The organism is Streptomyces sp. NPDC047108 (assembly GCF_040643575.1).
Classification (GTDB): domain Bacteria; phylum Actinomycetota; class Actinomycetes; order Streptomycetales; family Streptomycetaceae; genus Streptomyces.
In genome coordinates this window covers 96,287-110,217 of record NZ_JBEYUP010000004.1, presented here as the reverse complement: position 1 = coordinate 110,217, position 13,931 = coordinate 96,287, and the positions used below count along the sequence as shown (strand labels likewise).

Genomic DNA, 13,931 nt, shown 5'->3' with positions numbered 1-13,931 from the left:
GGGCGTCCTTCCGTGGGAGGTGAGCGGGGCGTCGGCGGTCTCGTGCGGAGCCGGGGGCCGGGGCGCTACGCCGAGCCGAGTGCGGCACGGCGCGCGGCGCGGAATGCTTTTTTCGGGTCGCGGTCGGGATACGACCAGGGAACGGTCGTCGCGTGCGGCCCGATCCGGTTGAACAGGGCGGCCGCCTCGGCCAGCCGCCCCTCGTACACCTTGGCCTGGGCGAGGTAGTTGAGGTCCACGGTCCTGCGGGGGTGGTCCTCCGCCTCCCACTCCAGCCACCAGTCGAAGGCGGCCTTCATCGCCTGCCGCGCCCTGCGCGTGGTCCAGTGCGCGGAGCGCGCGGGGTCGGAGGGCTCGATCCCGGCCCGGGCGAGGACGCGGTAGCGCTCGGTGTGCGCGACCACGGGCAGCACGGCGAGCGGGGAGTCGGCCGGGGCCTGTTCCGCGGCCCAGGCGGCGAAGTCGTACACCTCGTGGAACGGGTCGTCCCGGTCGCCCTGCTGACGCTCCGCCAGGCATGCGGTCATCAGGTGGTGGGCGTGGTGGTGGTCGCGGTGGCGGCCGCGCACCTGGTCGAAGACCTGGAGCCGCTCCTCGTCCGTACCGGTGCGGCGGACGAGGATCAGCAGCGCGAGCCAGGGCGTCGGGTCGGCGGGCGCCACGCGCGCCGCACGCCGGCACGCGTCACGCGCCTGGTCCGGGTGGGCCTTGCCGCGCAGCGCCCGCGAGACGGTGGCGCAGGCGAACAGGGCGGAGGCGCAGGCGCTGTCGGGCTCCGCGAGGAGCCAGTCCTCGGCCCAGGCCACGCTCGTGGGCATCTCACCGAGGACGACGAGCCGGTGACCGCGGCGTTCCCAGTCGTCACCGGTCTTGGCGAGCAACGACCGGGCCTCGCCCCACCGCCCGTGGGCGAGCGAGTCGCGCGCCTTGGAGAGATCGGTGTCGTCGAATGCGGGGTCGAAGCTCAGGCCGACCCTCTGCCGTGTCCGGCCGAGGGGAGGTGGAGGGGGAGTCATCCGCGAGCTTCCTCCACGGCGCACGCCACTTTCTGCCCCGCTGGGGCGTCTTCGCGCAGTCACGACGATGGTGGTCCGGCGGGGCCGGTCGTGCCCCGCCCATCGTCCCAATGATCACGCACAGCAAACCGGTAGTCACTGGTCCGCGTCAAGGCCGACCGGAGGCGCCCGCGCGCCCCAACCGGCCGGGCGCGCCGCACCGTTGGCACGGTCACCGCCGGTGACCAGGGCGCTTCCCGGACGGCAGACGATCGTAGCCCGGTCTAGACATCTGGCGACGGCCGGGGCACTCGCACGGCCCTCGGTGGACGCGCCGCGCCGATCGCGGACGAGGGGTGCCGTGCGGTCAGCCGACGGCCTTCGCCGCCGCCCGGCCCGCCGTACGCCCGGAGAAGAGGCAGCCGCCGAGGAACGTGCCCTCCAGCGCACGGTAGCCGTGCACGCCCCCGCCGCCGAACCCGGCCGCCTCCCCCGCCGCGTACACACCCGGCAGCGGCTCCTGGCCGGCCGCGCCCGGGGCCGAATCGCCTTCCAGGACACGGGAGGAGAGATCCGTCTCCAGCCCGCCCAGCGACTTGCGGGTGAGAATGTGCAGTCGTACGGCGATCAGCGGGCCGGCCTTGGGGTCGAGGATGCGGTGCGGCGCCGCGGTCCGGATGAGCTTGTCGCCCAGGTAGTTACGGGTCCCGCGCATGGCCATCACCTGGAGGTCCTTGGTGAACGGGTTGGTGATCTCCCGGTCGCGCGCGACGATTTCGCGGCGCAGCTCGGCCTCGTCGATCAGCGGCTCCTCGGTGATCGCGTTCATGCCGCGGACGAGCGCCGGGAGATCCTTCTCCACGACGAAGTCGGCGCCGTGGTCCATGAACGCCCTGACCGGGCCCGGGACGTCGGAGCGCGCCCGGTCGACGACGCCGCGGATGCTGCGGCCCGTCAGGTCGGGGTTCTGCTCGGAGCCGGAGAGCGCGAACTCCTTGCCGATGATGCGCTGGTCCAGCACGAACCACGTGTAGTCGTAGCCGGTCGTCATGATGTGCTCGAGCGTGCCGAGGGTGTCGAAGCCGGGGAACAGCGGCACCGGGAGGCGGCGCCCGCGGGCGTCGAACCAGAGCGAGGACGGGCCGGGCAGGATGCGGATGCCGTGCTTGGCCCAGATCGGGTTCCAGTTCTCGATGCCCTCGGTGTAGTGCCACATCCGGTCGCGGTTGATCATGCGTCCGCCCGCGCCTTCGACCAGCCCGAGCATCTCGCCGTCCACGTGCGCGGGCACGCCCGAGAGCATGTGCCGCGGCGGCGTCCCGAGGCGTTCGGGCCAGTTCTTCCGTACGAGGTCGTGGTTGCCGCCGATGCCGCCCGAGGTCACGATGACGGCCTGGGCCCGGAGTTCGAAGGATCCGGTGACCTCGCGGTTGCTCGCCTCGCCGCGCGACGCGTCGCTGGGCGCCAGCACCTCGCCGCTCACGGTGTCCACCGCTCCGGCCGTGCGCGTGAGTCCGGTGACCCGGTGGCGGAAGCGCAGATCGACCAGGCCACGCGAGGCACCGGCCCGCACGCGCCGCTCGAACGGCTCGACCAGCCCGGGACCTGTGCCCCAGGTGATGTGGAAGCGGGGCACGGAGTTGCCGTGCCCGGTCGCGCCGTATCCGCCGCGCTCGGCCCAGCCGACGACCGGGAAGAACCGGACGCCCTGCCCGTGCAGCCAGGACCGCTTCTCGCCCGCCGCGAAGTCCACGTACGCCTCGGCCCAGCGGCGCGGCCAGTGGTCCTCGACGCGGTCGAACCCGGCCGTGCCCAGCCAGTCCTGCAGGGCCAGTTCGCGGCTGTCGCGGATTCGCATCCGGCGCTGCTCCGGCGAGTCGGCGAAGAACAGCCCGCCGAAGGACCAGTGCGCCTGCCCGCCCATCGACGCCTCGGGCTCCTGGTCGAGCAGGATCACCCGGCGGCCTGCGTCGGCGAGTTCGGCGGTGGCGGCCAGTCCCGCCAGCCCCGCTCCGATCACGATCACATCAGCGTCGTAAGCCATCGGTTCCGTCCTCGTCGGGGCGTGGCAGCCGGTCGGCCGGTCACTGGGGTTACTGCTGCGTACGATCTTCTGGACAGTCGTACACCGCGTCAACCTCCCGGACCCAGGTGACCACGGTCCGTCCGACGGCGGGGGACGGCTTCGGCGCGGCAGGGTCTGCTTGGATGACGGCCATGACCGATCAGCAGGAACCGCGCTCCGCAGGCGAAATGCTGGACATCGTGGATGAAGCGGACCGCGTCGTCGGGCAGGCGCCGCGCGGCGAGGCGTACGCACGGAACCTGCGGCACCGCTGCGTCTTCGTCCTCGCGCGCGACGCCCGGGACCGGATCTTCGTACACCGCAGGACAGCGGAGAAGCTGGTCTTCCCCTCGTTGTACGACATGTTCGTCGGCGGGGTGGTCGGCGCGGGCGAGACCTACGCGGAGGCGGCGCTGCGCGAGGCCGAGGAGGAGCTGGGCGTCTCCGGACTGCCGCAGCCCGTACCACTGTTCACGTTCCTCTACGAGGCACCCGGGCGGACGTGGTGGAGCGCCGTCCACGAGGTGCGCTGCACGCAGCCGGTCGATCCCCAGGCCGATGAGGTCGCCTGGCACACCTTCCTCACCGACGAGGAGCTGGCGGAGCGGCTGACGCGGTGGAGCTGGGTGCCGGACGGGCTGGAGGCGTACCGAAGGCTCCAGGAGTGGCGGCGGTAGGTCTACGGGGGCGACGGTCCGGTGGCCCCGCGCACAGGGGCAGGTCCGGTGGGTCCCCCGGGTGGGGCCGGCCCTGCGGGTAGGGTGCCGACCGTGATCATGTCCGTGAAGGCTCTGCCCGGGAAGGTGCGGGCGGCCGCCGCGGGGGCACGCCTGTGGTTCGCGCCCGAGCGGATCGCCGAGGAGGGCGAGACCCCCGACTACCGGTTCTCGCTGGCGAACGAGCGCACGCTGCTGGCCTGGCTGCGCACGGCCCTCGCACTCCTGGCGGGCGGCTTCGCGGTCTCCCAGTTCCTGCCGGACCTGCACCGAACCCTCCGGGTCACGCTCGCCCTGGTGCTCCTCGCGGTCGGCGCGCTGTGCGCCGTACGGGCCGTCCACCACTGGGTGCGCTGCGAGCGCGCGATGCGGCGCGGCGAGGACCTGCCGGTCTCCCGCTTCCCCTCCCTGCTGGCGCTGGCGATCGCCGCGGTGGCGGTGGTGATGGTCGTCGCCGTTGCCGCGGGCTGGGCGGACTGATGGCACCCGCGGCACGCGGCGAGGGCACCGGGCGCGGCGAGCGGGACGCGGACGCCGGGCGGGATCCGGGTCTGCAGCCGGAGCGCACACGCCTGGCGTGGCGGCGTACGACCCTGACGTACGTGGCGGCCGCACTGCTCGCCGCGCGGGAGCTGCTGCACGGCGCGGGGCCCGTGGGGACGGCAGTGACGGTGGCGGTGGGCGCGCCGCTGCTGCTGGCGTTCCTGGCGGTGGCGCACCGCCGGATGCGGGCGTTGGACGCGCGGCGGCCGCCCGCGCTGTCCGCCCGTACGGCCGCCGCGGCCGCGTGGTGCGTCATCGCGCTGGCGGTCGTGGGGGCGGCCGCCCACGCCGTCGCCGCCTGACGGAGGAGTCGGAGGAGCGGGCCCGGGTCCGCCCACCCGCCCGCCCGGAGCCCAGAAGTTGGCCCGGTCCGCAGGTCGCACCCCCGGCCCGGGTGCCGGGAGGCCGCGGGGTGGCGGCGGCGCGGAGTCACGAAGCGCGGACTAGCCTGGGCGGACGGAACGCTTCCGCAGACAACGGACGCGGCTCCCGGACGACGACGACAGCGCCAGAGGTGTCCATGGCCACGCAACGACGCCGTACGCGACGCACCGCGCCCCTGGTCGTCGTCATGGGCGTCTCCGGTTCGGGCAAGACGACGATCGGCGAGCGGCTCGCCGGGGAGCTGGGCGTCCCGTACGCGGAGGCCGACGACTTCCACCCGCCCGAGAACGTCGCGAAGATGGCGGACGGCGAACCGCTGGACGACGCCGACCGGGTCCCGTGGCTCGACGGGATCGGCGACTGGCTCGCCCACCACGCCACCACCGGCGGGGTGGTGAGCTGTTCGGCGCTCAAGCGGTCCTACCGCGACCGGCTGGCGGAGGCGGCGCCGTCCGCGTACTTCGTCCATCTCAGCGGCTCGTTCGAACTCATCGCCCACCGCCTGGCGGACCGCAAGGACCACTTCATGCCGCCGCGGCTGCTGCGGACGCAGTTCGCCGATCTGGAGCCGCTGGGCGAGGACGAGCGCGGGGCCTCGGTCCCGATCGAGGGGACGGTCGAGGAGACCACGGCCCTGGCACGGGACGCCCTCCCCTCCTGACAGCTCGTACGAGCCCCGCCGCTCCAGCGGGCGCGGCCTGCGGATCCGGCGCTTCCGCAAGGCGGTGTTGAGCGGAGGCGGGCCTGCGGCGAGGATGGGCGGTCCGGGCACCCACTGGACTACATACCGACTGGTCGGCATGATGTGGGGCAGACGATGACCGTCTCCCCACGGAGGAGAGTGCCCGATGAGCAACGATCACCCGCCCGGACTCGACCTGGAGCGGCTGCGCGGCCACCTGGACCGCGCATGCCCCGGGCTGGTCCGGGGGCCGCTCGGCGCCGAGCTGATCGAGGGCGGCCGGTCGAACCTCACGTACCGGGTGACCGACGGCACGTCCCGCTGGGTCGTCCGCCGGCCGCCGCTCGGGCACGTCCTCGCCACCGCGCACGACATGCGCCGTGAGCACCGCGTCATCAGCGCGCTGCACCCCACCGACGTGCCGGTGCCCGAGCCGCTGCTGCTGTGCGAGGACGAGTCCGTCATCGGGTCGCCGTTCTACGTCATGGAGTTCGTGGAGGGCACCCCGTACCGGACCGCGGGGCAGCTGTCGCGCCTGGGGCCATCGCGCACGCGCGAGGTGGTCCTCGGCCTGGTCGACACGCTCGTCGGCCTGCACGCGGTCGACCCGGAGTCGGCGGGGCTCGGGGACTTCGGGCGCCCGGAGGGCTTCCTCGACCGGCAGCTCCGCCGCTGGGGCAAGCAGCTCGACGCCTCGCGCAACCGTGAACTGCCGGGCATCGACGAGCTGCACGCCGCCCTCGGCCGTGCCCTTCCCACCTCCCCCGCCCCCACGGTCGTCCATGGCGACTACCGCCTCGACAACGTCCTGGTGGACGGGGACGACCGGATCCGCGCCATTCTCGACTGGGAGATGTCCACACTCGGCGATCCCCTGACCGACCTCGGGCTGCTGGTGATGTACAGCCGCCGCGTCGACGTCCCCCACTCCCCGGTCTCGACGACCGCGGGCGCACCGGGGCACCCGGAGCCCGGCGAGCTGATCGAGCGGTACGCGGCGGGCTCCGGCCGCGACGTCTCGGCCGTCTCCTGGTACGAGGCGTTCGCCTGGTTCAAGCTCGCGGTCATCCTCGAGGGCATCCACTACCGCTTCACGCTCGGGCAGACCGTCGGCGCGGGCTTCGACCGCATCGGCGAACTCGTCCCCGTCTTCATCGACAACGGCCTCACCACCCTCCAGGAGAGCTGAGCAGCCATGGACTTCGCATTCGACGCCCGCACCGAGGAACTCCGCGCGAAGCTCCTCGCCTTCATGGACGAGCACGTGTACCCCGCCGAGGCCGTGGCGCACGAGCAGCACGCTCAGCTCGCCTCCCCCTGGCTGACACCGCCGGTCTTCGAGGAGCTGAAGGCCGAGGCCCGCGCGCAGGGCATGTGGAACCTCTTCCTGCCCGACTCCGAGTACGGGGCAGGGCTGACCAATCTGCAGTACGCGCCGCTGGCCGAGATCACCGGCCGCAGCCCGCACCTGGCGCCGACGGCCCTGAACTGCGCGGCGCCGGACACCGGCAACATGGAGGTGCTGGCCCAGTTCGGCGACGAGCGGCAGCGCAAGCAGTGGCTGGAGCCACTGCTCGCCGGCGAGATCCGGTCGGCGTTCGCGATGACCGAACCCGAGGTGGCCTCCTCGGACGCGACGAACATCGAGACCCGGATCGAGCGGGACGGCGACGAGTACGTCATCACCGGGCGCAAGTGGTACATCTCCGGCGCGATGAACCCCGACTGCCGGATCTTCATCGTCATGGGCAAGACCGACCCGGACGGCGAGGACATCCGCCGCCAGCAGTCGATGATCCTCGTACCCCGCGACACCCCCGGCCTCGACGTCCGGCGCGCCATGCAGGTCTACGGCTACGAGGACCACTTCCACGGCGGGCACGCCGAGGTCGTCTTCGACGGCGTCCGCGTCCCGGCGTCCAACCTGATCGGTGAGGAGGGCGGCGGCTTCGCGATCGCCCAGGCCCGCCTCGGCCCGGGCCGGATCCACCACTGCATGCGGCTGATCGGCATGGCGGAGCGGGCGATCGAGCTGATGTGCCGCAGGGCGGTGTCCCGTACGGCGTTCGGCAAGCCGCTGGCCGGCCAGGGCCAGGTGCAGGAGTGGATCGCGGACGCGCGGGTGGCGGTGGAGCAGCTCCGGCTGCTGGTGCTGAAGACGGCCTGGCTGATGGACACGGTCGGCAACAAGGGCGCGCACACGGAGATCCAGGCCATCAAGATCGCGACACCGCGTACGGTCGTCGACATCCTCGACAAGGCGGTGCAGCTCCATGGCGCGGGTGGCGTCAGCCAGGACTTCCCGCTCGCGGAGCTGTGGTCGGGAGCGCGCACCCTCCGCCTGGCCGACGGCCCGGACGAGGTCCACCAACGGTCGCTGGCGCGCCGCGAGTTGAAGCGCCACATGTAGTCACGCGCAGCCGCGTGCGGGCGCGTGCGGGCGCGTGCGGGCGCTGCCGCGGGGACGCACGACGCGCCGCCGCGGGCGGGAGGTGATCCCGTCCGCGGCGGCGCGAAACGTACGGGGGCGTCGCGGGGCGCCCGCCGCGGCGGGCGTTACGGCCGCAGGGCGCGGAGCAGGAGGTCCGCCAGGTGGTCCGCCACCTGGTGGGGCGTCATGGGGCCCGCCGGCCGGTACCACGTCGACAGGTGGTGCACCGACCCGAAGTGGTAGTCCACCACCAGGTCCGCCGGTGTCGCCGTGCTGAAGACACCGCTCTCCTGGCCCTCCTCGATCAGCGCGCGGAAGCGCTCGTGGTAGCGCCGCCGCTCCGCACGGACCTGCTTGTGCTTCTCCGGGCTCAGGTGGTGCATGGAGCGCCAGAAGATCGACGCGTCGTCGAGGTTGTCGATGGTGGTCACGACGACGTCGGCGGCCGCGTCGCGCAGCCGCTGCTCGACCGGGGCGTCGGCGTCCGCGAAGGCGTCCAGCCGCTCCTGCTGGAGCCGCAGCACACGACCGTAGATCTCGTGCAGCAGGTCGTCCTTGGAACCGAAGTAGTGGTACAGCGCGCCCTTGGTCACGCCGGCCGCCTCGACGATGTCCTGCACGGAGGTCCGGTCGTAGCCGCGTTCCGCGAAGAGGCGGGTGGCGGCGGCCAGCAGCCGCTGCGGGACGGGGCCGCCGTCTCCGTCCGTCGTTCTGGCCATTGCCGCCACCCGCCTTTCGTTCGTCACCGGCGCGTTCCGGCCGGTCGTGCGCGTCATGCGCGGGAACGCAGTTCCCGCCGGAGGATCTTCCCACTTGTCGTCTTCGGCAGCTCCGGCAGGATCTCCACATCGCGCGGATACTTGAATGCCGCGAGCCGTTCCTTGCAGTACGCGGCCAGTTCCTGCGGTTCCGCCGCGGCTCCCGGGCGCAGGCTGACGTACGCCTTGACCGTCTCGCCGCGATAGGCGTCCGGCACGCCGACCACCGCCGCCTCCCGCACCGCCGGATGGGTGTAGAGGACGTCCTCGACCTCGCGCGGCCACACCTTGAAGCCGGACGCGTTGATCATGTCCTTCTTGCGGTCGACGACGTACAACCAGCCCTGCTCGTCCATGAAGCCGATGTCGCCGGTGCGCAGCTCACCGTCCGGGAGGGCCTCGGCGCCGGCCTCCGGGCGACGCCAGTAGCCGGGCACGACCATCGGGCCGCGGACCGCGATCTCGCCCTGTTCCCCGAACGGCACGTCCTGGCCCTGGTCGTCCACGATCCGCACCACCGTGTCGGGGCCGGGCACACCGACGGACAGCGTGCCGGAGGCCGGGTCGACCGGGGCCTCGAGCTGGGGTGGGACGCTGGCGCAGGGCGCGCTGCACTCGGTGAGCCCGTACCCGTTGCGGATGTACGGGCCGAAGCCCGCCCGGAACTTCTCCACCAGCGCGGGCGGCAGCGGAGCCCCGCCCGAGGAGATCATCGAGAAGGAGGCGAAGTGGTCCGGCGTACAGGCGGGGTGGGCGGCCAGGGCCATGAAGGCCGTGGACGGGCCGACGGTGTACGCGGGCCGGTGCTCGGCGAAGGCGTCCAGGACGACTCCGGGCTCGAAGCGGTAGGCGAGGGCGAGCGTGCCGCCGCTCGCGAGGCAGGCGCACAGCTCGCAGACCATGCCGGTGATGTGGAAGAGCGGGGCGAGGCCGAAGTAGGTGGATCCTTCGGGCAGATCGAGGCCGGTGCGCTGGCGCTCCGCGTTGTACGCGATGTTGCCGTGGGTGTTCATGGCGCCCTTGGGGGTGCCGCTGGTGCCCGAGGTGTAGCTGATCAGCGCGATGTCGCCGGCGGAGGGCTCCCGGCCGGCGGGGGCGGGGGCGCCGCGGCGGGCGGCCTCCAGCAGGTCCTCCGCACCGTCGGGCAGCGGTATCCGCTCGCCGCGCAGGACCCGTTCGTCGTTCCGCGTCTGCAGCTCGAACTCACTGGTCGTCAGCACGATCCGGACGGGTGAGCCCTCCGCGGTGGCGCGCAGATACGACTCCCAGGCCCGGTCCGCGCAGACCAGCGCGGTCACCTCGGCGTCGGCCAGGACGTGCGCGACCTCCCGCTCCTTGTACATCGGGTTGACCGGGACGACCGTCCCGCCCGCCTTCCACGCGCCGAGCACCGCCAGCGCGAACTGCGGGACGTTCTGCAGGACCACGGCCAGGCGGTCGCCGCGCGCGAAGCCGCGCTCGGCGAGGTGTCCGGCGAGGGCGTCGGAGAGCGCGTCGGCCTCGCCGTAGTTGATCCGCCCGTCGAAGTAGGCCAGCGCGGTGGCATCGGGCCGGGAGCGCGCCCGGTCGCGGAAGGCGTGCAGCACGGTCTCGGGCGGGGTGGAGGGGGCGCGCTGGGCGTCGGTGAGGAGGGACAGCCAGGGCTGGGCGGCGTAGAGGGAGGAGGTCACCGGGCGGCCTCCCACTTCTGCTGGATGTGGTTCATCCCGGCGAGCCAGCGGTCGTTCTCACTGGCGCGGGCCGCGTAGAAGCCGGCGACCTCGGCGTGCGGGAGGACGAGGAAGCGGCCCTCGGCCATCGCGTCGAACAGGGCGTCCGCGACGTCCTCGGGCTCGATGGCGGTGGGTGCGAGCACGATCTCGCCCGCGCTGCCGGCCGCGGTCAGCATGTCGGTCCGCACGCCTTGCGGGCAGATCGCGTGCACGTCGATGCCCCGGTGGCGATAGGTGAGGGAGAGCCACTCGGCGAAGGCGAGGGCGCCGTGCTTGGTCACGCTGTACGGTGCCGCGCCGATCATGGTGAGCAGCCCGGCCGCCGAGACGGTGGAGACGAAGCGCCCGCGGCCCCTTTCGAGCCATGCGGGGACGAGTTCGCGGGCCGCCCTGACGTGGGCCATGACGTTGACGTCCCAGGCGGCGGCCCACACGTCCTCGTCCGCGTCCTCGTTCCCGCCCGACGCGAGACCGGCGTTGGCGCAGTAGACGTCGACGGTGCCGCCCAGCGCGTCGCGGGCGTCGGCGACGACGGCCGACGCGTCGCCGGGGAGCGCGGTGCCGCCGATCTCCTCGGCGACGGCCTTGGCCTTGTCCGCGTTCAGATCGTTGACGACGACCCGGGCACCCTCCGTGGCGAACCGGCGGGCGAGTGCCGCGCCGATCCCTCCCCCGGCTCCGGTGACGACGACTCCGGCATCTTCCAGCGTCTTTCCGTCGTTCACGTCGCGGCTCCTTCGACTCGGCTCAAGCGCGGCTCGACCGGCAACAGACTAACCAGTCGGTATGTTGTGCGAAAGAGGGCCCCGGGGTGTGCCGGGGTCGTTCCGCCGGGCGCCCGGGGGCGCTAGCGTGCGCGGACATGTCGACTTCTGCGGAATCGAATCTGTCCAGACGGAGACTGCTGGCCGCCACCGGAGCCGCGGGTGCCCTCGCGGCCGGGGTGAGTCCGGCATCGGCGGCCGAGGGGATGCACGGCGGAAGCGCGTACACCCCGGGCGGCGGCGGGGGACGCGTGCGTACGGGTTTCGACCGGCTGGCGGCCTCCGGCTACCGCCTGCTGGACGGGCAGCGCGTGGGCATGGTGACGAATCCCACCGGTGTCACCGCCGACGTCCGCCACATCGTGGACGTCATGCACCCCGACGACCGGGTGAATCTGACCGCCGTCTTCGGCCCCGAGCACGGGTTCCGCGGCACGGCCCAGGCCGGCGGGTCCGAGGGACGCTACGACGACCCAGCGACGGGGCTCCCCGTCTTCGACACCTACCAGAAGAGCGGCCAGGCGCTGGCCGACATCTTCACCGAGTCGCGCGTCGACACCGTCGTCTTCGACATCCAGGACGCGGGCGCGCGCTTCTACACCTACATCTGGACCCTCTTCGACTGCATGGTCGCGGCGGTGCTCGCAGGCAAGCGCGTCGTCGTCCTGGACCGGCCCAACCCGGTCACGGGGCGCAACGCGTACGGGCCGGTGCTCGACAAGGCGTACGCCACCTTCGTCGGGCGCGAGCCGATCGCCCAGGCGCACGGAATGACGGTGGCCGAGCTGGCGCTGCTGTTCAACGCGGAGTTCGTGCCGTCGGCGGCCGGGCGTGCGGCCGATCTGGAGATCGTGGAGATGTCCGGATGGCGGCGGGACGACTTCTTCGACACCACCGGGCTGCCGTGGGTGCCGCCCAGCCCCAACATGCCGACGCCAGAGACCGCCCTCGTCTACTCCGGCACCTGCCTGTTCGAGGGCACCAACCTGTCCGAGGGGCGCGGCACCACCCGCCCGTTCGAACTGCTCGGCGCGGAAGGCATCGACCGCCGGTGGGCCGAGGCCGCGGGCGACCTGGACCTGCCGGGCGTCCACTTCCGCGAGGCGTACTTCACGCCCACGTTCTCGAAGTTCCAGGGCAAGACGGTCGGCGGTGTGCAGCTCCACGTCCACGACCGGGCGGCGTACGACCCGGTGCGCACCGGCATCGGGCTACTGGTCACCGCGAAGCGTGTGTGGAGCGGCTTCGCCTGGCGCGAGGACAAGTGGATCGACAAGCTGACGGGCTCGGCGACCGTCCGCACGATGATCGACGACGGGGCGGACACGGACGACGTCGTCCGGGCCTGGCGGGAACGGCTGGCGGAGTTCCGGGCCGTGCGGAAGAAGTACCTGCGGTACCGCTGAGCGGGGCCCGCTGACGGCGGACCCCGCTCGACGAGCGCTGCGAAAGGGAGTCCGGCCCCGGAGGGCCGGGCTCCCCGGGCGCGCGGCGCGGGTCATCGGCGCCGGATCGACGGCGCCGGGTCAGCGGCGCCGGGCCCCGAAGCTCTGGGACCACCAGCGGCCGCCGGATTCGCTCTCGCGGACGCCGACGCCGATCTCCTTGTAGCCGCAGTTGAGGATGTTCGCCCGGTGTCCGGGGCTGTTCATCCAGTCCTGCGTGACCTGGGCGGGGCTCCGCTGGCCGCGGGCGATGTTCTCCCCGATCGCGGACCAGCCGCCGTACCCGGCGCGCGCCGCGCGGGTGCTCGGGCGCGAGCCGTCGGGGGCGGTGTGGGACAGCTTGCCGGTCTTCGCCATGTCGTCGGCGTGGCCCTTGGCGGCCTGCGACAGCTTGCGGCTGACGCGCAGCGGCCGGCAACCGGCCGCGGTGCGCTTGGCGTTGATCAGCCGGACCACCTGGCGGGCCGCGCTGCGCAGCACTCCGGTCTTCGGCTTCGCCTGGCCCGTCCCGGCCTTCGCGGGCGCCTCGGCGCCTGTGGCGGCGGACGTGGTCCCGCCGTTCTGGACGGCGGCGCGGGGGCTCTTGGGACGGGTGGACGGACGGTCGTGCTTGCGTGGCGTCCTCGGCTTCGCGGCCGGACGGCGCTCGTGCTCCCGCGGCGACTTGGGCCGCGCGGACGGGCGACGCTCGGGCTCGCGCGGCGGCTCGACGCCGGCGGCCGGGACCTCGGCGGGCCCCTCCGCCGGGGGCCGGTGGTCGGCATCCTGATGGTCCGTCGGCTGGTCCTCGACAGCTGCCGGGGAGTCCTGCTGCACGGGCCGCGACTGCGGCTGCGCGTGCTGCGTCTCGTTCTCGGGCCGCGACTGGGGCATCTGCGGCTCCTGGGACATCGGCTGCGACGGCTGCTGAACCACGGGCTCCGGGGCACCGGGCTCGGCAGGCAGCGTCTGCGGCTCCGGGGGCTGCTCGTGCTGCGCGAAGGGCTGCGCCTGCTCCTCGGAGGGCCCGTCCCGACCCGGCAGAGCATCGGACTCCGGTGCCTGGCCACGGGGCGGCATGCGGCCGGGCGCCTGGTCCATCTCGTCCATCCGGGCCCAGGTCCACTCATGGGAGGTCGACCCGTCCTCCGGGGGCCGGTCGTCCCCCGCGCCGTCGTGTCCCGCACCGGTCACGTCGGCCTCGCCGGAACCGTCCGGCTGCCCGGCCCCGTCCGGCCGGCCCGGAGCGCCGTGCAGGCCCGGCTCGTCGCCGCCTACCGCGGCCGGCGGCGGATCGGTGTCGGCCCAGGCACTGCCCGCGGGCAGGCCCAGAGTCGCTGCGAGAACCGCGGCGGGCACGACGAACCGCAGCCGCGCTCCGCCCCTGCCGCGCGCACGGCGCGGGCGAACTCGGAGAGGCCGCTGAGGGCCGGTGTGGAAGTCCATGACCCATGCGT

At 73.3% G+C, this 13,931-nt stretch carries 13 protein-coding genes; 7 read left to right on the top strand and 6 right to left on the bottom strand.

What is annotated here, in order from left to right; translation table 11 throughout:
• Window positions 1-65 precede the first annotated feature (65 nt).
• Both ABZ822_RS11725 and ABZ822_RS11720 read right to left on the bottom strand, forming a co-directional pair.
• The gene (locus ABZ822_RS11725; RefSeq protein ID WP_360850763.1) at window positions 66-1,016 is read right to left on the bottom strand and encodes a hypothetical protein; all 951 of its coding nucleotides are present in this window, start codon (window positions 1,014-1,016) and stop codon (window positions 66-68) included.
• Window positions 1,017-1,362: 346 nt separating this feature from the next.
• Window positions 1,363-3,039 (bottom strand): FAD-binding dehydrogenase, encoded by a 1,677-nt coding sequence (locus tag ABZ822_RS11720; RefSeq protein WP_360850760.1) that lies wholly within the window; start codon window positions 3,037-3,039, stop codon window positions 1,363-1,365.
• Between the two features lie 173 nt (window positions 3,040-3,212).
• On the opposite strand from ABZ822_RS11720, the gene ABZ822_RS11715 reads away from it, so the two are divergent.
• From ABZ822_RS11715 to ABZ822_RS11690, 6 genes are all read left to right on the top strand, one after another.
• The gene (locus ABZ822_RS11715) at window positions 3,213-3,737 is read left to right on the top strand and encodes an NUDIX domain-containing protein (protein ID WP_360850758.1); all 525 of its coding nucleotides are present in this window, start codon (window positions 3,213-3,215) and stop codon (window positions 3,735-3,737) included.
• Window positions 3,738-3,836: 99 nt separating this feature from the next.
• Entirely contained in the window at window positions 3,837-4,256 is a 420-nt protein-coding gene (locus ABZ822_RS11710) for a DUF202 domain-containing protein (protein WP_360851430.1), read from the top strand.
• Window positions 4,256-4,621: a DUF202 domain-containing protein gene (locus ABZ822_RS11705; protein ID WP_360850755.1), complete on the top strand. Its 366-nt coding sequence runs from the start codon at window positions 4,256-4,258 to the stop codon at window positions 4,619-4,621. Before ABZ822_RS11710 ends, ABZ822_RS11705 begins: the two co-directional genes overlap by 1 nt.
• 218 nt (window positions 4,622-4,839) lie before the next feature.
• The gene (locus tag ABZ822_RS11700; RefSeq protein WP_360850752.1) at window positions 4,840-5,364 is read left to right on the top strand and encodes a gluconokinase; all 525 of its coding nucleotides are present in this window, start codon (window positions 4,840-4,842) and stop codon (window positions 5,362-5,364) included.
• A gap of 187 nt (window positions 5,365-5,551) precedes the next feature.
• On the top strand, window positions 5,552-6,574 hold the full coding sequence (locus ABZ822_RS11695) for a phosphotransferase family protein (protein ID WP_360850749.1): 1,023 nt from the start codon (window positions 5,552-5,554) through the stop codon (window positions 6,572-6,574).
• A gap of 6 nt (window positions 6,575-6,580) precedes the next feature.
• On the top strand, window positions 6,581-7,795 hold the full coding sequence (locus ABZ822_RS11690; protein WP_360850747.1) for an acyl-CoA dehydrogenase family protein: 1,215 nt from the start codon (window positions 6,581-6,583) through the stop codon (window positions 7,793-7,795).
• Between the two features lie 146 nt (window positions 7,796-7,941).
• Here the strand turns inward: ABZ822_RS11690 and ABZ822_RS11685 are convergent, their stop codons facing one another.
• From ABZ822_RS11685 to ABZ822_RS11675, 3 genes are read right to left on the bottom strand one after another with little or no spacing between them, the layout of a single operon-like run.
• Window positions 7,942-8,535: a TetR/AcrR family transcriptional regulator gene (locus ABZ822_RS11685; RefSeq protein ID WP_360850743.1), complete on the bottom strand. Its 594-nt coding sequence runs from the start codon at window positions 8,533-8,535 to the stop codon at window positions 7,942-7,944.
• A 53-nt stretch (window positions 8,536-8,588) separates the two neighbouring features.
• Window positions 8,589-10,244, bottom strand: coding sequence for an AMP-binding protein (locus ABZ822_RS11680; protein ID WP_360850740.1), 1,656 nt, complete (start codon window positions 10,242-10,244; stop codon window positions 8,589-8,591).
• Window positions 10,241-10,993, bottom strand: coding sequence for an SDR family oxidoreductase (locus tag ABZ822_RS11675; RefSeq protein WP_360851427.1), 753 nt, complete (start codon window positions 10,991-10,993; stop codon window positions 10,241-10,243). Before ABZ822_RS11675 ends, ABZ822_RS11680 begins: the two co-directional genes overlap by 4 nt.
• A 155-nt stretch (window positions 10,994-11,148) precedes the next feature.
• Between ABZ822_RS11675 and ABZ822_RS11670 the strand changes: the two genes are divergently transcribed.
• On the top strand, window positions 11,149-12,456 hold the full coding sequence (locus ABZ822_RS11670) for a DUF1343 domain-containing protein (RefSeq protein ID WP_360850738.1): 1,308 nt from the start codon (window positions 11,149-11,151) through the stop codon (window positions 12,454-12,456).
• Window positions 12,457-12,576: 120 nt separating this feature from the next.
• Here the strand turns inward: ABZ822_RS11670 and ABZ822_RS11665 are convergent, their stop codons facing one another.
• Window positions 12,577-13,920: a CAP domain-containing protein gene (locus tag ABZ822_RS11665; protein WP_360850735.1), complete on the bottom strand. Its 1,344-nt coding sequence runs from the start codon at window positions 13,918-13,920 to the stop codon at window positions 12,577-12,579.
• Window positions 13,921-13,931 lie beyond the last annotated feature (11 nt).

What these genes read in the sequence shown, in the direction of transcription:
- ABZ822_RS11725 (WP_360850763.1), bottom strand. Translation starts at nt 1,016, where the DNA reads ATGACTCCCCCTCCACCTCCCCTCGGCCGGACACGGCAGAGGGTCGGC.
- ABZ822_RS11720 (WP_360850760.1), bottom strand. Translation starts at nt 3,039, where the DNA reads ATGGCTTACGACGCTGATGTGATCGTGATCGGAGCGGGGCTGGCGGGA.
- ABZ822_RS11715 (WP_360850758.1), top strand. Translation starts at nt 3,213, where the DNA reads ATGACCGATCAGCAGGAACCGCGCTCCGCAGGCGAAATGCTGGACATC.
- ABZ822_RS11710 (WP_360851430.1), top strand. Translation starts at nt 3,837, where the DNA reads ATGTCCGTGAAGGCTCTGCCCGGGAAGGTGCGGGCGGCCGCCGCGGGG.
- ABZ822_RS11705 (WP_360850755.1), top strand. Translation starts at nt 4,256, where the DNA reads ATGGCACCCGCGGCACGCGGCGAGGGCACCGGGCGCGGCGAGCGGGAC.
- ABZ822_RS11700 (WP_360850752.1), top strand. Translation starts at nt 4,840, where the DNA reads ATGGCCACGCAACGACGCCGTACGCGACGCACCGCGCCCCTGGTCGTC.
- ABZ822_RS11695 (WP_360850749.1), top strand. Translation starts at nt 5,552, where the DNA reads ATGAGCAACGATCACCCGCCCGGACTCGACCTGGAGCGGCTGCGCGGC.
- ABZ822_RS11690 (WP_360850747.1), top strand. Translation starts at nt 6,581, where the DNA reads ATGGACTTCGCATTCGACGCCCGCACCGAGGAACTCCGCGCGAAGCTC.
- ABZ822_RS11685 (WP_360850743.1), bottom strand. Translation starts at nt 8,535, where the DNA reads ATGGCCAGAACGACGGACGGAGACGGCGGCCCCGTCCCGCAGCGGCTG.
- ABZ822_RS11670 (WP_360850738.1), top strand. Translation starts at nt 11,149, where the DNA reads ATGTCGACTTCTGCGGAATCGAATCTGTCCAGACGGAGACTGCTGGCC.
- ABZ822_RS11665 (WP_360850735.1), bottom strand. Translation starts at nt 13,920, where the DNA reads ATGGACTTCCACACCGGCCCTCAGCGGCCTCTCCGAGTTCGCCCGCGC.